Genomic DNA, 20,923 nt, shown 5'->3' with positions numbered 1-20,923 from the left:
TAAATTTGCCTAAAACGGAATAACTATTTGTGAGTAATGTGCGTTTATGTGGTTAAAAACAGCAAAATTATTGCCTTTGGTGTGGTGGGTTTGTTTGAGTTGCTTACCACAATCATTTATTGCAAATGCAACTGAGTTGACCGCAGGTTTTTATTTTCCACCTTATCAATTTTCTAAAGCTCAGTTTCAATATACCCAAACTTTATTGGCACCAGAAATTGAGCTGGTGCCTTTTTATGCAGCACCTAGCGAGCAAGATAGTGTGCTGGTTGCTGGTTATGACAATGCATATCACCTGGCCACTCATGTAAAAAACGCGCACGAATTATTTGCCGTTGTGTTGGGCGTAAATGAACAAGAAGGTAAAAAACTTGAACAATTAAGATGCCAAGCGCAAAAGCATTGTTCGAGCTGGGTTTACATAAATGAAAATGCATCTGTTGAGCGTTTACGTTACTTAACTGACAAAATATTTGCCGACCATAATTTAGTTTCAGTCAGTAAGAATTTAGGTTTAATTAGCCGTTTATCAAAAGAGTGGCCTGAATTGCAAATATTAAGTACAAATCAAGCGGTCGAAAAAGAATTTGAGCTGATAAAAAAAGCCAGCATATTAGGTGATGTGTTTGTTTTATTGCCAGATGACGAGTTGTACGATGACGCCACAGGCCGCACTGTGCTGCAATATTTGTTTCAACAAAAGGTTATTAGCATAGGTTTTTCGTCAGGAAGTTACAATGCGGGTGCTATGTTGGCTAGTTATGCTGATTACCCAAACATGTTACTGACTGCCAAACTTAAGTTATTAAACCACCCAGCACCAGAGCAGACGTTATTTTTAAACGCGTGTTACCAAGATTATTATATAAATGAGCCGCTACTGAGCCGAATCTTTGGTGAGCAATTAGCTAATGTGGTCGACTTTGATTCATTATATATACTCGCAGACGAACTCAATTTTAACTGCAATAAAAAGCTCCAATAAAAATTGGATAAAAACTAGGTTTGTTACAACAACTCGGTTATAATTCGCCGCCTAAATTTTGACCCCCACAAAACTGGTTTACAACTCGTTATGACACTCAAAACTGTACTACATGCAAAACACTTAGAAGCTGGCGCGAAAATGGTCGATTTTCACGGCTGGGAAATGCCAATTCGTTATGGTTCACAAATTGAAGAACATCAAGTAGTGCGTGAAAAAGCGGGTATGTTTGATGTGTCACATATGACAGTGGTTGACGCTAAAGGCGCACAAGCTCAAGCCTTTTTACAAAAGTTATTAGCTAATGATGTAGCTAAATTAACTGTCAAAGGCAAAGCCTTATATTCAGGCATGTTAAATGAGCAAGGTGGGGTGATTGACGATTTAATTGTTTATTATTTCAGCGAAACTGATTATCGTTTGGTTGTGAATTCAGCCACACGTGAAAAAGATTTAGCTTGGTTAAATAAAGTTGCAGCAGATTTTGAAGTAACTTTAACTGAACGTGCTGAGCTTGCAATGATCGCAGTGCAAGGCCCAGAAGCGGTTTCAATTGTGGGTGGTTTATTAACTGCAGAACAGCAACAAGCTGTTGCAGGTATGAAACCATTTTTTGGTGTGCAAGCTGGTGATTTATTTATCGCCACAACAGGCTACACTGGTGAAGCTGGCTACGAAATTTTATTAGCTAATGAACAAGCCCCTGACTTTTGGCAAAAATTAGTCGACGCAGGTGTTGTGCCTTGTGGTTTAGGTGCACGTGATACCTTGCGTTTAGAAGCAGGCATGAATTTATATGGCCAAGACATGGATGAAAATGTCTCGCCACTAGCGGCAAATATGGGCTGGACAATCGCTTGGCAACCAGAAGCACGTGACTTTGTTGGTCGCCAAGCATTAACAGAATACAAAAATAATCAAACTGAAAAATTAGTTGGTTTGGTTATGTTAGACAAAGGTGTACTTCGTGCAGGCAGCAAAATTCGCTGTGAAGCAGGCGAAGGCATAATTACCAGTGGTACATTTTCTCCAACTTTAGGCCACAGCATTGCATTTGCGCGTGTACCTGTTGCAACAGGTGATGAAGTTGAAGTTGAAATGCGCAAAAAGTGGGTTACAGTGAAAGTAGTTAAACCTGCGTTTGTTCGCAACGGTAAGTCTTTGTTGAGCTAATTTTAAAATTTTTACAGAGGAATATTTTAATGAGCAAAATCCTTCCAGAATTAAAATACACTGACAGCCACGAGTGGGTACGTGACGAAGGCAATGGCATAGTGACTATTGGTATTTCTGATCACGCACAAGACTTATTAGGCGACTTAGTTCACGTTGATTTACCAGACGTTGGCGCTGGTTTTACTGCAGGTGACGAAATTGCGGTAGTTGAGTCTGTAAAAGCTGCTTCTGACGTATATGCTCCAATTGCTGGTGAAGTAATTGAAGTGAACGAAGAATTAGAAGATTCACCTGAGCTTGTAAACACTGACCCATACAATGACGGTTGGTTGTTTAAATTAAAAGTTGAAGACGAAGGTGAATTAGATTCGTTGTTAGATGCTGAAGGTTACGAGCAAGCATTAGACGACGAATAAAATCAATTTGTGCTCAGTATTACGTATAAAAGCTGAGTTTAAATTGTAAAAAATTTGAATTTATAACCTCGAGTTTATACTCGGGGTTTTTTATTTTTAGTTCAGTGGATTAAATGCGTGTCGCTGGTTGGATAAAGCTTGCAACACCAATATTGATTAAGCCACAGAGCACTGGCATCAGCTAAGCCAACGTTACACAACAGGGATGTTGTGTTAGAGCGTTCCAAGGATGGATTTAAAGCGTTTGGCGTGATGATGGCTGTGCTCTGGGGCGTGAACACTGAACAAAGCAAAAATTAGCAAACTAATTTGATTTAGGAATCCCGATTCATGAGCGAACCTGTATCTTTATCGCAATTAGAAAATAGAGATGATTTTATTCAACGCCATATAGGCCCTGATGTTGCCGAGCAGCAACACATGTTAGCCACAATTGGTGCAACGTCATTGGACGACTTAATCAAACAAACTGTTCCTGCGAACATTTTGATTAACGAGCAAATGGCGTTAGGTGAAGCTCAAAGCGAAGTAGAAGTTTTAAGCTGGTTAAAACAAATCGCTTCACAGAATCAGGTAAACAAATCATATATTGGTTTAGGTTACTATCCAACGCATACGCCAAACGTAATTTTACGTAACGTGTTAGAAAATCCAGGTTGGTACACGGCTTATACGCCTTATCAGCCAGAAGTGGCGCAAGGCCGTTTACAAAGCTTGTTAAACTACCAACAAATGGTAATTGACTTAACAGGTTTAGAAATTGCAAATGCATCTTTATTAGATGAAGGTACAGCAGCGGCCGAAGCAATGGCTTTTGCAAAACGCACCAGCAAAAATAAAAAATCTAACCTATTTTTTATAGCAGATGACGTACACCCACAAACCATTAATGTTGTGGTAACTCGTGCTGAATTATTTGGTTTTGAAGTTGAAATTGCCCCTGCTGACAAAGTATTAGAATTAGACGTATTTGGTGCGTTATTTCAATATCCAAATACCTATGGCGACATCAACCCAATTGAAAAATTGATTGCGCATGTAGCAGACAACAAAGGTATTTCTACTGTTGTTACCGACTTATTGGCATTAACTCAATTAAAAACACCTGGTGAATTAGGTGCAGACGTTGCAGTAGGTAGTGCACAGCGTTTTGGTGTGCCTATGTGTTACGGTGGTCCACACGCAGCATTTTTTGCAACACGCGATAGCTTAAAACGTTCATTGCCGGGCCGTATTATTGGTGTTTCTAAAGACAGTAAAGGCAAACTTGCTTTACGTATGGCACTGCAAACACGTGAGCAACATATCCGTCGTGAAAAAGCCAACTCAAACATTTGTACCGCACAAGTATTATTAGCCAATATGGCGGCGTTTTATGCTGTTTATCATGGGCCAAAAGGTTTAGATACAATTGCTAAACGTGTAGAGCGTTTAACCTCGATTTTTGTTGAAGGTTTAAAACATAAAGGCATTGAAGTTAAAAACAAAAACTTCTTTGACACAGTTGCCATTGCAACCGACAGTAAAGCTCAAATCATTGCGCGTGCTGAGCAAAAAGGCGTTAATTTACGTGTTGATTTAGACGGTGTAGTTGCAGTTAGTTTTGACGAAACTAAAACAGCCAACGACGTAGCTGAGCTATTTGATATCGTATTAGGCGAAGGTCATGGTTTAGATATTAAAGCGCTAGACAAAGTAATTGCTAGCCAGCAAAAATCTGGCATACCAGCAGAGTACAAACGTACTAGCGAATATTTAACCCACCCAGTATTTAATACGCATCATTCAGAAACTGAAATGTTGCGTTATATTAAATCTTTAGAAAATAAAGATTTAGCCCTAAACCATTCAATGATTTCATTGGGCTCTTGTACCATGAAATTAAATGCAACTGCTGAGATGATCCCGGTAACTTGGCCTGAATTCGCCAACATGCACCCGTTTGCGCCAATTAACCAAGCGCAAGGTTATCAACGCATGATTCGCCAATTGAACGACTGGTTAATTGAAATTACCGGTTACGACGCAATAAGCATGCAACCAAACTCAGGTGCACAAGGTGAATATGCAGGTTTATTAGCTATTCGTAAATATCACGAAAGCCGTGGCGACAGCCACAGAAACATCTGTTTAATTCCGTCATCTGCGCATGGTACTAACCCAGCATCTGCACAAATGGCGGGTATGAAAGTTGTTGTAACAGCTTGTGATGCAAAAGGTAATGTTGATTTAGACGACCTACGCAAAAAAGCCGCAGAAGTTGCAGACAACTTATCGTGCATAATGATCACCTACCCATCAACTCATGGTGTATACGAACAAACCATTCGTGAAATTTGTGACATAGTACATGGCCACGGCGGTCAAGTGTATATGGATGGCGCAAACATGAATGCACAGGTTGGTGTAACATCACCTGGTTTTATTGGTTCAGACGTATCGCACTTAAACCTGCATAAAACATTCTGTATTCCACACGGTGGTGGTGGCCCAGGTATGGGACCAATTGGCGTTAAATCACACTTAGCACCGTTTTTACCAAACCACCCAGTTGTACAAATTGATGAATTAGACAAAGCCAATGGTGCCGTTTCAGCCGCGCCATGGGGCAGTGCAGGTATATTGCCAATTTCTTGGGTATACATTGCATTAATGGGTGCACAAGGTTTACGCAAAGCAACTCAAGTCGCTATTTTAAGTGCTAACTATATTGCCAAACGTTTAGCCGACCATTACCCAATTTTGTATACAGGGCAAAACGACCGCGTAGCACACGAATGTATAATTGATATTCGCCCATTAAAAGCGAGCTCAGGCGTAACTGAAATGGACGTAGCAAAACGTTTAATTGACTATGGTTTCCATGCACCAACTATGAGCTTTCCTGTTGCTGGTACATTAATGGTTGAGCCAACTGAATCTGAACCACTATGTGAAGTAGACAGATTTATTGAAGCAATGATCGCCATTAAAAACGAAATTGACCAAGTTGAAAAAGGCGTATGGCCATTAGAAGACAACCCACTTGGCAATGCACCACATACCATGAGCGATTTAAGCCAAGCTGAATGGAACCACCCGTACAGCCGCGAGTTAGCTGTATTCCCAACTGCACAAGCCCGCGAAAACAAATTTTGGCCAACAGTAAACCGTATTGATGATGTATACGGCGACCGTAACTTGATTTGTAGCTGTCCGACAACGGAAAGCTACGCAGAGTAAAATTGATTTTACTTTTTTAAATCATTCAAAAGCGGCCCACCAGCCGCTTTTGTCGTTTATACCCCACTTAAATCCTTCATCTATGCGGTTTACGTAGGTTACATAAGCCGAAGGCGCACCTGACGTTCAGAGGTGCATGTAACTGCAATTGTCGGATGCGCTTCGCTTATGCCGACCTACGTTAAAATTGTGCGCTATAATCAAATCGGTTCGTTTACTCGGCTTCCGTTTTGCTTTTTTTGCGTGTTGGTCTACTTGAAAAATAGCGTCAGATAAATGAAGTTGATGTAGGTTAGATAAGCCAAAGGCGCATCTAACATTTTTTGGTTATGAGTCGTTTGCCTATATCAAACTTGCAATTATATGGACTTGTAGATACAAAAAAACGTCAGCTCAATGTGCTGTTTTTATTGGAATTTTTACGGTTGTGGTATATGGTTTGATCATGATTTTTGTAACATCAAAATCATCAAGCTATTTGTAATTGATTTGTGTTACCCAAGGCCTATAAAAATAACTTAAGGATATCTACATGTATCTCAAGGAACTCCAATTAGTTAATTTCAGGAAGTTTAGAAGTTTAAATATTGAATTTAAAAATGGATTAAATGTACTCGTTGGAGAAAACGATTCCGGAAAAACAGCAATTATCGACGCCATTCGTTATTTGCTAAACACAAAAAGTTATGAATCGATTCGTTTTGAACCCCGAGATTTTTATAAACCAGATTTTACAGAGGAGCGAGCAGAATCCTTTACTATAACGGCTAAATTATCAGGGTTTACAGATAAAGAAGCTGCTAACTTTATTGAATGGGGATATTTTGATAATGACAAAAGTTTTGAACTGAGGTTGTTTTTAAAAGCTCGCTTACTGATTAACGATAGAATTGTTTGGGACATTAAAGCAGGCCCTGAAAATGCTGAAACCTTGATGGATGGAAATGCAAGGGAACTTCTACAGGTTACTTATTTAAAACCGCTTCGTGATGCCGAAACAGAAATGACACCGGGTTATCGCTCTCGCTTAGCGCAAATTTTACAAAGTCATGGAGATTTTAAAAAAATCAAAGGGCAAGACGGTAAATATCAAAAACACGCATTAGAAAATATTGTTGCAGAAGCGAATCAAGGCATATCAAATTTTCTCAAGACAGTTAAAACTAAAACGACCGATGACGCCTCACTAAACATTCTTGATAGTATAAATTATTACATAAAGGATTTTCGCCAAACAGACGATAAACGTGAAGCCGAAGTAAAAATTGCCGATCCGGAGTTACATAAAATACTTAAAACCTTAGGTTTAGAACTTGAAGAAAATAGCTCTGGGCTTGGCACCCTCAATAAACTTTTTATGGCAGCAGAATTACTACATTTAGAAACTGATCCATACAATTCAATTAAGTTGTGTTTAATTGAAGAATTAGAAGCTCATCTGCATCCACAAGCGCAATTAAGAGTAATAAATACGCTCAAGTCCATAAGCGAAAATGATAATACTCAATTTATTTTGACTACTCATAGTACAACTATTGGCGCTTCAATTGATTTAGAAAACTTGATTTTATGTCGAGGTCAAAATGTTTATCCAATGTGGCAAGGCCAAACCAAATTAGATGCTGGTGATTATAAATTTTTACAACGTTTTTTAGATTCAACCAAAGCCAATATGTTTTTTGCGCGTGGTGTCATTATGGTTGAAGGTGACGCTGAAAATATTTTAATTCCAGTCATCGCTGAGCTAATTGATAAACCTCTACATAAGTACGGTGTGTCTATTGTTAACGTTGGTAGCACTGCTTTTTTGCGCTATGCAAAAATTTTCCAGCGACAGCCAAATAATAATGAATTAGATATACCTGTTGCTGTCATTACGGATTTAGATATACCAGCGATTGAGTATTTCGAAAGTGAGAATAAACAATTTAACGAGTATTATAAAATCCAAGAAACACATTTAGTTGATACTAATGGTACACCATATTCTTTAGAGCAAATTCACGGAACTTTTTATACCACTAAAGACGAATTAATAGAGGCTATTAAAGCTACTATTAATGAAACCACAATGCCAAAAGGGCTTAATGATCAAATCGATAAGTGGTCGAAAATTGCGTTATCAACTCAAAATATTCAAGAAATCAGAACGGCTAAAACTCAAAAGCTTGAGCAAAAATACAATAAGCAAAAAGTTAGATTATTTACGAATAAAAAATGGACATTGGAATACGATTTAGTATGTAGTCAAAATCTGCGAGATTCATTTGCTTGTGCAATTGAAATTGCAGCAAAAATTAAAAATTCTGAAAGTTATTTTCAAGAGTTGTTAGATGACAATGGAAACTTTCAAATACCGCAAGATATAAATAAGTTGGTTGAATCTAAGATTTCGGCATCACAAAAAACTGAAGACGCAATTGCATTTGATATTTTTCACCCTTTTGTTGGTAGCAATTCCCCCTCAAAAGCCGTCACCGCACAAATATTTGCAGAGATTTTGCAACTTAAATGTGACGAATTGTCGAAATACTTAACAAGCGATCCATATTTAAAATATCTTGTTGATGCAATTAATTATGTTTGCCCCAATGATGAAGTAAAACTGGGTGAGCATAATAACGGATAAATTTATTTTTACGGATGACGAAATTAGGCAGGTTTGCAAAGAGCTCGGTTTACCTGAAAATACTTACGATGATCTTAAAAGCGAACGAAGAATAATTATCGACAGTTGGCAAAATGCCAACATTATCGCATGTCCGGGAAGCGGTAAAACAACAGTGTTACTGGTTAAATTATTATTACTCTCAAAAAGAATGCCGTTTACCGACGGCAGTGGTATTTGTGTGTTAACACATACTAATGTTGCCATTGATGAAATTAAAAATCGTTTAGGTACTAAAGCGGACATTTTATTTCAATATCCTAACTTTTTCGGAACTATCCAGAGTTTTGTTGGTAAATTTTTATTAAAAAAATCTTTATGGCTTTTATATAGTAGTTCAGTAAATGTCGTTGATACTGATTTATTTAACTTGAAATTAGTCAATAAATTTAAAAAATTGGATCATTTCAACTCCAGTTTACACAAATTGTTATTCAATTATGCTTACAGTCAGAAGATTACCAAACAAGAGATAGAACAAGAATGTTTTACAATTACGGATGGCTCCACTAAAGAAATATCTAAGAAAGCTAAAACATTACTGGATAGCTTAAAAAATTTTGGTTATTTGAACAAAAAAACTGGCGAGTTGATATACCAAAAATGCAAAAGCATAAATGCAGATGACTTACCAAATGAATACGCTAAGCAGTTTTTATTAAAAAAATTAATTGATGAAAAACATCGTTTAGCAATGAGTGAAGTATCTACCAATAAGTGCAATTTGCTCGTATCAAAATTACGTTTGGATTTAAATCGACACGGTGTGTACGATCGAACTAACTTTAAATTAATTGCTGGTGAGAAAACTAATTCTTTTAAAGAGTTAAAAGCAATAACAAAAAATTTGCTCGAAGCAGGGTATGTTAGTTACGAGAGTGCATTTGAATTATCGACTATTGGTGTTCAAGATTTTCCCCAAATAGGTAGTATTTTATCTAGTCGTTTTCGGATGTTATTCGTAGATGAAATGCAAGATACGCAGCAACACCAAATGGATATAATTAATTCAGTATTTAATCAAACAGTAATCAAACAATATTTTGGTGATCCTGACCAAGCTATTTTTAATGGTGGAGAGGGACAAAAGTCTTCTTGGCAACATGAGCAGCAAGGCTTTTTAAATTTAACTATTTCAGATAGTAAGCGCTTCGGTGACGTTATTGCCCAATCTATAAACCCATTTAAGCAAGTATTACCAGTGTTAACCGGTAATACAGAGCAAGAGTCAATACGGCCAACAATTTTATTGTATGACGATCCAAAAGAGGTAGTGGGTTTATTTGCACAACAAATTAAAAGTCATGGGTTGGATAAGCAGGAATGGAAAGGCACATCAGCAGCATTTAATCTGGTTGGTTTTGTTGGCAAAGCTACACAAGATAAAACGGATAAACTTACTTTACATTCGTATGTTGCTGGGTTTTCAAAAGAAACTGCAAAGCGCAAAACAAATTTTGATAATTTAGTTTCATACTTTCAGCCAAGACCAACTATAGAAATAGCTGAGCATGGTACAAAAATTTATTATGATTTATTTATTAATGCGTTAGTTTCGGTTTTTAATCTTGATCCTGCAAATCGCTATTCTAAAACTAAACTACTCGCAGAATTAAAAGAAAACCAGCCTGAGTTTTTAGCTGAGTTAAATCTGAGCATGGTTGATTGGATAATAAGAATCGAATATGGCTCAGTGAATCCAAATGTAATTAAGAATGAGTTTATTGGACTTTTGCAAAAAAATAATTATCTAGTTCCAGTAAATGACCGATTTATAAATGAGAAAGAGATTTCTGCTATTGATACATTTACCTCTTACGATAATCTGGTTATTGAAGATGGTATAGAAATAAAAATAAGTACCATTCATTCAGTGAAAGGTGAAACTCACATGGCTACCATGTTGGTTGAAAATGAAGATCACAGTGAGAGTGAAGCGACATATTTTTGGAATCATAAATTAAAAAATGATTTATTTTGTGGGAATAACTACGTCCATCCTAAATCTGGTGGAAGTAGATTGTATGAAACTTTAAAAAGGACTTATGTTGCTATGAGCCGACCAACACATTTATTGTGTGTCGCGGTACACAAAGACAAAGCTGGGTGTCCGAAATGCCCTCAAGACAAAAAGGCAAATTGCAAATGGCAAGTGGTAAGTGGTGTGAAGTTTCACTCCGAAGCTTCAGGATAACTCGGTGCAAAATTGTCAGGTGCGCCTCTGGCTTACCAGACCTACGATAGGATGTGACAAAGATAAAAATGGGGAGCTGGGATGCGGTATCGAAGGATGTATGTGGAAGGTGGGTCATATTTTTTTACTGTGAATTTGCAGGATAAAAAGAGTCAGTTGCTGGTTGAGCACGTTGATTTACTGCGCGAGGCAGTACGTCGAGTTAAACAGCAGAGGCCTTTTACAATTGATGCTTGGGTGGTATTGCCAAATCATATACATGCAGTTTGGACTTTGCCCGTAGGGGATTGTGATTACTCGGGGCGTTGGCGCGAAATCAAGAAACGCTTTCGCTATCTTTTAGCTAAATCGGAAAAGTCATCTGGTACAGGCTCACATTTTGCTGATAGCCCAATCTGGCAAAAGCGTTTCTGGGAACATACCATTCGGAATGAGGCTGATTTGATAAACCATATCAATTATGTACATATTAACCCGCTGAAGCATGGTTTGGTTTGTCAGGTAAAAGATTGGCCGTATTCGAGTTTTCATCGTGCTGTGGCTGATGGGTATTATTCTATAAATTGGTGTGGTTAAACATCAAGCCACCTTAGTTTCACGAATACTCAATCAACCTCAGTAAATCCTTATCCCACTTGCTTAATACATATTCTTGAAACCAAATTGGAGCAATTTGGTTGTATCTCGATTGGTCTATTTTTAACAGGTTATTTTCTGATTTTTCGGCAAATAATTCTTGAGTAAACGAGTTGTCAAAAAAGTAAGCTCTGTGGCAAATTGAAGCCATTTCAAATAGCTGCTCTAGGCTAGCAAAATAGCGCTTTACAATTTTGTCGGTTGGTACAGGGTGGCCACCTGTTTTAACTCGTGCAGAAACACGCTCAATATTGACGTCAGGGTCGTTAATGCAGGTGTAGTACAAGTAAGTTTTAAAGCCTTTGGAATTCGCCGTTTTAATATAGTCGAGGTGGCTCGCATGGCTCATCACAGATTCATAAGTTAAAGATAAACCCTGTTCTAAATACTTGTCACGCAGCCCTACACATATATTTTGTGCTGCTTTATATCTATCATCGTCAATAAGTGGCAAGGCAGAATTTGTTGGTTTGAAGCCTTTTAAAGTGTCTGCGACGTCATCTGGGTTTATATATTGGCCAAAATGTACGTCTTGGTGTTGTTGAAGCGTTTTGAAAAGGGTCGTTTTACCAGAACCATTCGGCCCTGCAATTAATCTTACTCTAGGCATGTTTAGCCAAGTTGAAGAGGATGGAAGGTTGCAGGTGTTGAAGTTGATTTGCGTTCAACCTTTGTTTTACTGCCATCTGGCGCAATTTTTACCACACTACCGTTCTCAATTACAGTTATTGCAACACCTTGTTGTTTAGCCAATTTTTGTGCGGCTACTGAGCCGTAATGGGCATAGGTGCTAAGCTTTTTCCAATCACCTAACGCATTTTTTTGACTGCGGCTTACCTTAGCTTTTTTATTCACAATTACGTTTGGCATTGAGACACCCTCAGTGTTTAACTTTGAATTGATTTTAACACAACTTCCATTTAGTACTAGGTTAAAGTTTATTCAGTTTACAGAGGTGCCCGGAGGGGATCAGTAGCTATGGCTCAAACCAATCTTGAATCTATGCTAATTTCAATTTCTTCAACTGACGCTAACACTGTTTTCATTGCTGGATGTAAGGGGTTTATTAAATAATTATATTCACGCGGTACTATTACGCTTGGTACTTGTAAGGCTAAACTCTGTTCACTTTTGAGCCACTGATCACCAATTACGGCTGTTTGCGCTGGGGCAGGCTCTGCTCGCCAGTTTTGAGGGAGTGTCCCTAGCGTCATTATTTCTGTGGGTGGAAGTTTTGATTTTAGCAGGGTATATGAGTTTAAAATCGCATCTGATTCTAAGTGGACTAGAATTTCCAACAAGGCTAACGATTCACTGCTTGCTGCGTAAACACAGGCTTTACCTTTGTTATTCCAACGGCCGCCAAATAAACGTGCGCCTTCGCCATCAAAAGCTGAAGCTGCCCATTTCTTTTTAACTATTCTATAGATGGATATCACGCAAATACGCCGTGTTCTAGTCGTCCGATTAGGTCTAAAACAGCTTCGCTCTCTGCGCTGGTGCCTAACATTTCAATCGGCTTTTTGCCACCCAAGCCTTTAACTGGGCGTTTAAGCCACTGGTTAGCCGCTGCAAGGTCGCCTTCAAACAATTCAACTGCTGCGTTTACCACTTCAGTAAAACGATAAAACTTATCGCTTTCTTCGCGATTAAAATGTCCGGCTTTGGCTCGTCTTGCTAATGTCGCAGGCGCTAAATGAATGACATTCGCAATTTCTTTTTTATCTAACTGAGTTAACTCTGATATTTGTCGAAAAACATCAAATGATAGTCCTTTGTTGAGTGCTGCGTACAATTCATTCCCACGTGGTGGAATACCTACACTATCCCAAACGCTGGTTGTTTCTTCAATAATTGGATTAAATTGATTCATTGATGCACTCCTATCAAATGATAGATTTTAATATATCACATGATTTGAATAAATCTAACTAATCTCCACTTGGCGGCGTTCGCGCTTTCTGCTACATTCGCGAAAATTTTCTATAAGCGTTTAAGGGCTTAATCATGCCAAAGGCAAGTGAAATTAAAAAAAATATGGCCATCGAGTTTGATGGTGGTGTTGTAATTGTTCGCGACATTGAGCGCTCTGTGCCACAAGGCCGCGCGGGTGGTAGTTTGTACCGTATGCGCATGTACAATGTGGTTACGGGTGGCAAAATTGACCATACTTTTAAAGCAGAAGAAATGCTGAATGTGGCTGATTTAGCGCGTCGTCCTGTGACTTTTTCTTATATGGACGGTGACGACTATGTATTTATGGACAGCGAAGACTATACGCCATACCACTTAAACAAAGAGACCATTGAAGAAGAAGCTAGATTTATTGCTGACGATACGCAAGGTTTAGTTGTGGTATTGGTTGAAGGCAACCCTGTAATGGTTGAGTTACCTTCAAGTGTTGAGTTGGTTATTACCGAAACTGCACCATCAATTAAAGGTGCATCTGCGAGTGCACGTACTAAACCTGCTACCTTAACCACAGGTTTAGTTATTCAAGTACCAGAGCATATTGCGAGTGGCGACCGAGTAAAAGTGAACACTGAAGAAGTTCGTTTTATGGGTCGTGCATAAAGCTTAAGCTTGCTATAACTAAAGCAACGCAATGTTGCTTTAGTTATTTTACACCCTCGTACTAAAGTTTGTTTTCCTTAGTTAACCTCTGCCTACATACGTATTCAACCGTCAGCGCTCGAGCACATCATTGCGACCTCACTGTGTTTCATATTTAATGATTTTTTACTAAAAAATAACATTAATAAAATAACTTGGAGATGGATTGTGATGGCGCGAAACTGGATTAGAAATCTAGCCAAAGGCACTGTGTTGTTGGCAGGGCTTATGGGTATAAATGGTTATGCTGCAGTATCAGAAAAAGGCGACGATTTGTATCAAGCCGAGCTTGTATTTGGCGATTTATTTAAACAAGTACAAATTGAAAAAGTAATGGGCGATTACAAAACCTTTGTTGATGCCATTCCACTTTACCCCGCAGAAAAAATACTGGCAGATTACCAAGCGGAAAAATCAGCTGGCAATTTTAATCTTAAACAATTTGTTTTAAAAAACTTTAAGCTGCCGCTAACGTCAACTATCCAAACGGTTGAAAAACTACCGAATATGCAACAGCACTTGCGCCAACACTGGCCTAAGCTTGTACGCCATCCACAAAAAACTGAGACAAATTCAAGTTTAATCCAACTACCTAACCCTTATGTTGTACCCGGTGGACGCTTTCGTGAAATGTTTTATTGGGACAGTTATTTCAGCATAGTAGGTTTAATCGAGTCTGATCAACAAGGCTTAACCAAAGGCATATTAGATAACTTTGCTTATTTAATTGACCAATTTGGTTATGTGCCAAACGGCAATCGCAGTTACTTTTTAAGCCGTTCACAACCACCGTTTTTTGCCGCTACTGTATTAAGTTATGCGGATAAATTTGGTTTAGATGCTGTGGTGCAATACATACCGCAACTAGAAAAAGAGTATCTGTTTTGGATGGATGGCCATAGCGAAATTCCTAAACAAGCGGTTGAAGGCAAACATTTAATTGTGCTTGAAAATGGCGATTATTTTAACCGTTATTATGGCGCGTTAGAAACACCTAGAGCTGAAGCGTACGGCAAAGAATACAAGTGGGCGCTGCAACGCACCAAAGCTGAAAGGCCACAATATCACAGAGACTTACGCGCAGCTTGCGAATCAGGCTGGGATTTTAGCAGTCGCTGGTTTGCTGATGGCAAAAGCAAAAAAACAACTCATACCATGGATGTGATCCCAGTTGATTTAAACAGCTTGTTGTATCAGCTAGAAAGTGTACTGGTTCAGTTAACCCAACATACGAATCAACAAAACAAAGCACAGTTTTACACGCAAAGGCTCAACAAACGTAAACAACTTATCGACAAGTATCATTTTGATGGTCAAAAGGGTATTTACCAAGATTATAACTACAAGTTAAAACAATTCACTGGCCGTGAATCACTTGCCATGATGTATCCGTTATTTGTTGGCGCTTCATCTAAGCAAACCGCTGCAAGCGTCGCTAAGTATATTAACCAGCACTTTTTACATGCAGGTGGTTTAGTTACAACCTTAACGCAAACTGGCGAACAGTGGGATTACCCAAATGGTTGGGCGCCACTGCAATATTTATCGGTTAAAGGCTTATTGCGCTATCAACAAAACGAACTTGCCACAACCGTAATGCAGCGTTGGTTGGCGTTAAATGAAAAGGTCTATCAGCAAGACGGTAAAATGATGGAAAAATATAATGTAGTGGATATCAACCTAGCTGCTGGTGGTGGTGAATATCCAAACCAAGATGGATTTGGTTGGACCAATGGTGTTGCAATTGCGTTTGATGAAATGTTGCAGCATCTATCAATTCGCTAGATTGTTGATAATAAGCCACTGATGTGGCTTTAATCTTTATCACTTGTTTTTAGCTGCTCAATTTCTTCAGCTATTTTCTCAGCTTCAGCGGTTATCATGGCGTAAGACCTAATATCACCATTTCTTTGTGCCCACATTGCTTGTTCGAGTTTAGCTTCATATAGTTTATTCAGCTTTTTTATTGGATCTTTTTTAAATATTGAGAACATAATAAAACTCTTGATCAGGTAGTTGAAGTGCTTTTTTACGTTGAGCGAGGGCTTAAGGATTAAAATGTCATTATAATTAAAACACTTTTATCAAGCTTCTCCCTTTGCTCGGTTATACCTTAATGTAAAACGAAAATACGACCCAACGAACAAGTTTACCAATATGTTGTTGGATAAATATGATTAATCTCGATATTCGCTAAATATGCCATCTTTAAATCAAATTGTTTGTTATTACCGTGACTGTTATAAAGCGGATAACTCTTCTATTGCACTCTGGGACATATTTAAACTTAAAAAAGCTGATTACTATGTTTTAGAAGGAAAAGATGAGTTAGGCACTGGGTTTTTACCTCGGCTACCAATAGAGAATGTTCTAGGAAAAGCCTTGCTTGAGCGCTCCCAGCAGTACCTGCGAGAAAAACAATTATTATATATCAGGTATATTTTAGCGGGGCAGCTGGAGCTTGATGGTGATGTTAAAACTATTGCTGCTCCTATCATTTATAATGAAGCTGAGATTGAATGTGAGCAAGGACAATTTTACTTTACTATAGACGATAAAACCTTTGGTATTAACGAACCTGTCCTTGCTGTAACTAATCCTGAATTTTCATTAGGAAACTTAAGTGAACAAGAGCTTAAATCCACTTCGTTTTGGGCTAATTTATTCAGTGAATCACCAAGTAATATTAGTAGTTTTCAGGTATTAGATTTTCCAAATTTAGTGGATTTAGCCACTCTAAAGAAATGCAACAAGGCTAAAAAACTTACTCTGTTGCCTGCATCTATGTTGGTCTTGCTTGATAAAGCGAAAGCAAGCCGAGGTGTTATTCACGAATTGGATCAGATCATTGATTCTTCCGTTCAATCGAATGCTTTAGCTGGATTATTAACAGGGCAAGCTGAAAGTGAGTCGGTTACAGATTTGAAACATCAGTATTTGCCTTGTTTATTATCGGCAGCGCAAAACAAAATTATCTCGACAGCAGCAACTGCACCGCTAAGCTGTGTTTCCGGCCCCCCTGGAACTGGAAAAAGCTATACCATTTCAGCGATTGCTGCTGAAAACATGGCTAGAGGAAAGAAAGTGCTAATTGTTTCGCACACAGAACAAGCGTTGGAGGTGATTAGTCAAAAGCTAGCGGACAATTTTGAGATGGGGGATATTGCGATAAGAGCTGGCCAAAAAACATTTTTACGTCAGTTTAAGCGATATTTGGCTGATTTGTTAGAAGGATACTCTTCGTTTGAGGATGGCACCAATCTACAAAAATTGGAAATTAAGCTAAATTCACTGGGTAAAAAAGTAGATAAGCTCGAACGCAAATTTGAAAAGTTTTGCCAACAAGCAATTCGCCGAGGCCATAGAATACAAGCGCTTGAAAAGAAAGAATCAAAGTGGCGAAAGCACATTTATTTTTCTTTATTTAAAACCAAAATATTTACCTTAGAGAAACAGTGGCTCGCCTTGGAGCAATTAAATACTTTACTTAAACAAAAAGAAAATGCTGCTAGTTCATATTTGAGCCTTTATAAACAGAATCAGTTAAACACTCTGTTAAAAGAGTATCGACAGGTGCTAAAAACCTTTAAAAGTGCGGTAAGTAGCCGAACATCGCAGCGCCAGTTTGAACGTTTCAGTGAGGTAAATTACGACGCTTTACTTGCTGCTTTCCCGGTTTGGTTAGTGAGTTTGAATACGCTGCATAAAGTTCTCCCGATGAAACACGAACTATTTGATTTAGTTATCCTTGATGAGGCTACTCAATGTAATATCAGCGCCTGTTTACCTGCTTTCTTTCGAGCAAAACGAGCGGTTGTTATTGGCGACAACAAACAGCTTAAACATTATTCTTTTCTTTCTAAGCAAAAAGAAACCTCAATTCTCAAGGAGCAAGAACTAACGTGGGAGACGAATGGTGTTTTAAGCTATAGAGATAACTCAGTGTTAGATTTAGCACTGGAGCAAATAAAAAATGGTGATCAAGTTAACTTTTTGGATGAACACTTTAGAAGCCAGCCTGAGTTAATTTATTTCAGCAATAAGCAATTTTACCAAAATAAATTAAAGGTGATTCAGCACCGACCCTGTACCTCGTCTGGTCATTTGATAATCGAAAGTACAGGCGGTAGTCGCGATACCTATGGTGTTAATAAAACGGAAGCAGGTAAAATAATTTCTGACTTGCGCTGCCTAGTTGATAATCAAAGCAGTCTTTCCATTAAACAAACTATAGGCGTGATATCACCTTTTAGAGCTCAAGCTGAATACTTAAAATCTGCTATTAATAAGCAATTTTCTGTACAAGAAATTGAAGCTCACAAAATTTTAGTTGCAACACCATATGGTTTTCAAGGTGAAGAGCGAGACCTTGTATTTATATCTTTTGCTCTCGATAACAAGTCAGTTAGAGCTGCAAGTTATTTGAATAAAGCAGATGTATTTAATGTGTGTGTGACCCGTGCGCGAAGTATGCAGCATGTCTATCTTTCAATTGACGCCAATAAATTACCTACATCTAACTTACTTGCACAATATGTGGCTTCGGCATCTGAATTTAATGCTGTCCACAGTACAGCAGATTCTATGGACGCTTTCCAACAACAAGTTTCTGAACGTCTTAAGGATCTGGGTATTCAAACTTGGCCTGGTTACCACATAGCTGGAACAGAAATCGATTTGTTGTGTGGTTTTGATGGAAAATATCTGGCCGTTGATCTAATCGGCTTTCCTGGGCCTTGGTCTGATTTTTTTAAGTTAGAAACATACAAATTGTTTAAGCGAGTGGGTGTGGAGATTATGCCCGTTACTTATGGTTTATGGACGTTAGATGCGCAAACCTGTATTCAAAAAATTGCAGAAAAATTAGGCTGTAAATGTTAATTGCCATAATAACTTTACGAGAGCTGTAATAATTTTTACACGAAATTGAAATAGGATACCGTACAAACAGTTATTAGGTCACAGCAGTATGATAACAAGAAGACAGTTTGGTTTAGGTTTAGCCTCTATGGCTTTTTCGGGATTAGCCGCCAGTTCTTTGGGTAAAAAGGCTTTAGCGCTAGAGAGTATTGAGACAGTTTATGGCCCTTTAAAAGCAGATCCGAAAAAGTTGCTCGATTTACCCGCAGGTTTTAGTTACAAAGTGATATCACAATTAGGTGATATGATGAGTGATAATTTCGCAGTGCCAGACAGAGCTGATGGCATGGGTTGTATTCCGTTAGCTAATAACAGAGTTGCACTTATTCGCAATCACGAGTTGCAGCCTAAGCATTTAGACCGCCAACCCAAGTCAATTCAAACACACAAAACCACTAAAGCGTACGACCAGTTAAACAATGGCGTAGCCTTGCCGGGTGGTACCAGTACCATTATTTATAACTTACAAACTCAACAAAAAGAGCAAGAGTTTTTAAGTTTAGTTGGCACCATTCGAAATTGTGCGGGTGGTATAACCCCTTGGGGTACTTGGTTAACCTGTGAAGAATCGGTTGTTCGCAGTGGCTCAGGCGTGAATGAAGATCATGGATATATCTTCGAAGTGCCAGCCAATGCAACAGGTTTAATTGATCCTGTGCCATTAAAACAAATGGGGCGCTTTAATCACGAAGCCGCAGCTGTTGACCCTAAAACAGGTATTGTTTATTTAACTGAAGATCGCGGTGACAGCTTGTTTTATCGTTTTGTGCCAGATGTTTATGGGCAGTTGGCCAAAGGTGGTAGGTTAGAAGCTTTAGTGATTAAAAAGCATAAGCAGTTTGATACACGCAATTGGTCAAAAGCCACTATGCCAGTTGGACAGTGGTTTGAAGCTGAGTGGATTAAAATAGAAAATCCTGAAAGCCCAGAAGACGACCTACGCCAACAAGGTTATCAAAAAGGCGCGGCTTTGTTTGCCAGAGGAGAGGGCATTCACTGGGGCAATGGCGAGTTATATTTCTGTTGCACTAATGGCGGTGAAAAACAGTTTGGCCAAATTATGCGTTATCAACCTTCTGTGGTTGAAGGTATGGCGGAAGAACAGCAATCACCTGGGTTAATTCAATTATTTTTTGAGAGTTACGATAAATCAGCCTATAACTTTGGTGATAATTTAACTGTTATGCCAAACGGACATTTATTGGTGTGTGAAGACCAATATACGGATATTGTTGATAACCATTTACGTGGTGTGACGCCGCAGGGGCAAGTTTACGACTTTGCGCGTTTGCATGAACAAACCGAACTAGCAGGCACATGTTTTTCGCCAGATGGTCGCACCTTGTTTGTAAATGTATACTCACCTGCAAAAACCTTAGTTATCACAGGACCTTGGTAAAATTATCAAGTTGCTGCTGTGTATCTATATCGATTGCTGCACTTTCGAGTGGGCAATCGACTATGCTAAATTCGCTGCTATAGAGTAATTTTTTAGCACCTTTATCTCCATCCAACTTACTTAGTTGCGCAAAGGTGGTTTTACTGAAAACAGCCGGAACCCCTCGTGTTTGTTGGTAGTTTGCACAGACAATATCCTTTTGCTGTAAGGCGAATTCATCTAATAGTTGTTGGTAGTCTTGCTGAGTAATCGCCACTTGGTCGGCGAGTGCAATTAAAATAGCATCATAATCTTGAGCGAGTTTGGTAACTGCCAATGCGATTGAATTGCCAATCCCAGCTTGCCAGTTTGGGTTGAATAGCAGTTGTACTTTGCAATTTTTTTCGCCCAAAAAGTCGCGAATTTGTTTGTGCCAGCGACCGGTTATTATAAAAACATCATTGACCCCGGTATGCTGCAGAGCTTCAAAGGTAAGCTCTAACAAACTATGCTCGTTAACTTTCGCTAGATGTTTACAACCATTAAACCGACTAGATTGTCCAGCTGCCATTATCACGCCTGCTATTTTCACTACTCATCCTTAGTTGGGATTGTTGGGTTTATAGTATAAGTATCAGTTTGCTAAAACTAGACGGCTAGCTAACTTATTGAAACAACTTGCTCATTTTATTGGTATATGCCTTAATTAGTTAAG

The 20,923-nt window shown here is 38.6% G+C and carries 17 protein-coding genes; 11 read left to right on the top strand and 6 right to left on the bottom strand.

Annotated elements, in window-relative coordinates:
• The first annotated feature begins 94 nt into the window (after positions 1-94).
• The 7 genes from WSC_RS0107805 to WSC_RS0107775 all read left to right on the top strand — a co-directional run bounded on the left by WSC_RS0107805 (position 95) and on the right by WSC_RS0107775 (position 11,237).
• Positions 95-985, top strand: a complete 891-nt coding sequence (locus tag WSC_RS0107805; RefSeq protein ID WP_157447227.1) for a hypothetical protein — start codon at positions 95-97, stop codon at positions 983-985.
• 90 nt (positions 986-1,075) lie between these two features.
• The gene (gcvT, locus tag WSC_RS0107800; protein ID WP_016955361.1) at positions 1,076-2,158 is read left to right on the top strand and encodes a glycine cleavage system aminomethyltransferase GcvT; all 1,083 of its coding nucleotides are present in this window, start codon (positions 1,076-1,078) and stop codon (positions 2,156-2,158) included.
• 29 nt (positions 2,159-2,187) lie between these two features.
• A complete protein-coding gene (gene gcvH / locus WSC_RS0107795; protein WP_016955360.1) occupies positions 2,188-2,577 on the top strand; it encodes a glycine cleavage system protein GcvH in 390 nt (129 codons plus the stop codon).
• A 330-nt stretch (positions 2,578-2,907) separates the two neighbouring features.
• A complete protein-coding gene (gcvP, locus tag WSC_RS0107790) occupies positions 2,908-5,799 on the top strand; it encodes an aminomethyl-transferring glycine dehydrogenase (protein WP_016955359.1) in 2,892 nt (963 codons plus the stop codon).
• A gap of 532 nt (positions 5,800-6,331) precedes the next feature.
• Positions 6,332-8,428 carry an ATP-dependent nuclease gene (locus WSC_RS22190; RefSeq protein WP_016955358.1) on the top strand — a complete coding sequence of 699 codons (2,097 nt, stop codon included), beginning with the start codon at positions 6,332-6,334 and terminating at the stop codon, positions 8,426-8,428.
• On the top strand, positions 8,409-10,661 hold the full coding sequence (locus WSC_RS0107780) for a UvrD-helicase domain-containing protein (protein ID WP_016955357.1): 2,253 nt from the start codon (positions 8,409-8,411) through the stop codon (positions 10,659-10,661). The genes WSC_RS22190 and WSC_RS0107780 overlap by 20 nt, the downstream gene beginning before the upstream one ends.
• Before the next feature lie 81 nt (positions 10,662-10,742).
• On the top strand, positions 10,743-11,237 hold the full coding sequence (locus WSC_RS0107775) for an REP-associated tyrosine transposase (protein ID WP_026016727.1): 495 nt from the start codon (positions 10,743-10,745) through the stop codon (positions 11,235-11,237).
• A 19-nt stretch (positions 11,238-11,256) separates the two neighbouring features.
• Here the strand turns inward: WSC_RS0107775 and WSC_RS0107770 are convergent, their stop codons facing one another.
• The 4 genes from WSC_RS0107770 to parS all read right to left on the bottom strand — a co-directional run bounded on the left by WSC_RS0107770 (position 11,257) and on the right by parS (position 13,170).
• Positions 11,257-11,907 carry an ATPase gene (locus tag WSC_RS0107770; RefSeq protein ID WP_016955355.1) on the bottom strand — a complete coding sequence of 217 codons (651 nt, stop codon included), beginning with the start codon at positions 11,905-11,907 and terminating at the stop codon, positions 11,257-11,259.
• 2 nt (positions 11,908-11,909) lie between these two features.
• Entirely contained in the window at positions 11,910-12,167 is a 258-nt protein-coding gene (locus tag WSC_RS0107765) for a hypothetical protein (RefSeq protein ID WP_016955354.1), read from the bottom strand.
• Between the two features lie 113 nt (positions 12,168-12,280).
• Complete coding sequence (locus WSC_RS0107760) at positions 12,281-12,736, bottom strand: RES family NAD+ phosphorylase (RefSeq protein ID WP_016955353.1); 456 nt, start codon at positions 12,734-12,736, stop codon at positions 12,281-12,283.
• Positions 12,733-13,170 carry a type II RES/Xre toxin-antitoxin system antitoxin gene (parS, locus tag WSC_RS0107755; RefSeq protein ID WP_016955352.1) on the bottom strand — a complete coding sequence of 146 codons (438 nt, stop codon included), beginning with the start codon at positions 13,168-13,170 and terminating at the stop codon, positions 12,733-12,735. The genes WSC_RS0107760 and parS overlap by 4 nt, the downstream gene beginning before the upstream one ends.
• Before the next feature lie 134 nt (positions 13,171-13,304).
• Between parS and efpL the strand changes: the two genes are divergently transcribed.
• On the top strand, positions 13,305-13,871 hold the full coding sequence (efpL, locus tag WSC_RS0107750) for an elongation factor P-like protein EfpL (RefSeq protein WP_016955351.1): 567 nt from the start codon (positions 13,305-13,307) through the stop codon (positions 13,869-13,871).
• 210 nt (positions 13,872-14,081) lie between these two features.
• On the top strand, positions 14,082-15,695 hold the full coding sequence (locus WSC_RS0107745; RefSeq protein ID WP_016955350.1) for a trehalase family glycosidase: 1,614 nt from the start codon (positions 14,082-14,084) through the stop codon (positions 15,693-15,695).
• Positions 15,696-15,724: 29 nt separating this feature from the next.
• Here WSC_RS0107745 and WSC_RS0107740 read toward each other — a convergent pair whose 3' ends face one another.
• Positions 15,725-15,904 (bottom strand): DUF6435 family protein, encoded by a 180-nt coding sequence (locus tag WSC_RS0107740; protein ID WP_016955349.1) that lies wholly within the window; start codon positions 15,902-15,904, stop codon positions 15,725-15,727.
• A gap of 205 nt (positions 15,905-16,109) precedes the next feature.
• Here WSC_RS0107740 and WSC_RS0107735 point away from each other — a divergent pair, with 205 nt between their 5' ends.
• The gene (locus WSC_RS0107735; RefSeq protein WP_016955348.1) at positions 16,110-18,791 is read left to right on the top strand and encodes a DEAD/DEAH box helicase; all 2,682 of its coding nucleotides are present in this window, start codon (positions 16,110-16,112) and stop codon (positions 18,789-18,791) included.
• A gap of 88 nt (positions 18,792-18,879) precedes the next feature.
• The gene (locus WSC_RS0107730; protein WP_016955347.1) at positions 18,880-20,229 is read left to right on the top strand and encodes an alkaline phosphatase PhoX; all 1,350 of its coding nucleotides are present in this window, start codon (positions 18,880-18,882) and stop codon (positions 20,227-20,229) included.
• Here the strand turns inward: WSC_RS0107730 and WSC_RS0107725 are convergent.
• Entirely contained in the window at positions 20,213-20,779 is a 567-nt protein-coding gene (locus tag WSC_RS0107725) for a nucleotidyltransferase family protein (RefSeq protein ID WP_016955346.1), read from the bottom strand. The genes WSC_RS0107730 and WSC_RS0107725 overlap by 17 nt on opposite strands.
• Between the last annotated feature and the right edge of the window lie 144 nt (positions 20,780-20,923).

Origin of the sequence: Catenovulum agarivorans YM01, assembly GCF_000281085.1 — a bacterium.
Taxonomy (GTDB): Bacteria; Pseudomonadota; Gammaproteobacteria; order Enterobacterales; family Alteromonadaceae; genus Catenovulum; species Catenovulum agarivorans.
Note: the sequence above shows the minus strand (reverse complement) of the source record. Positions and strands in the feature narration are given on the sequence as shown.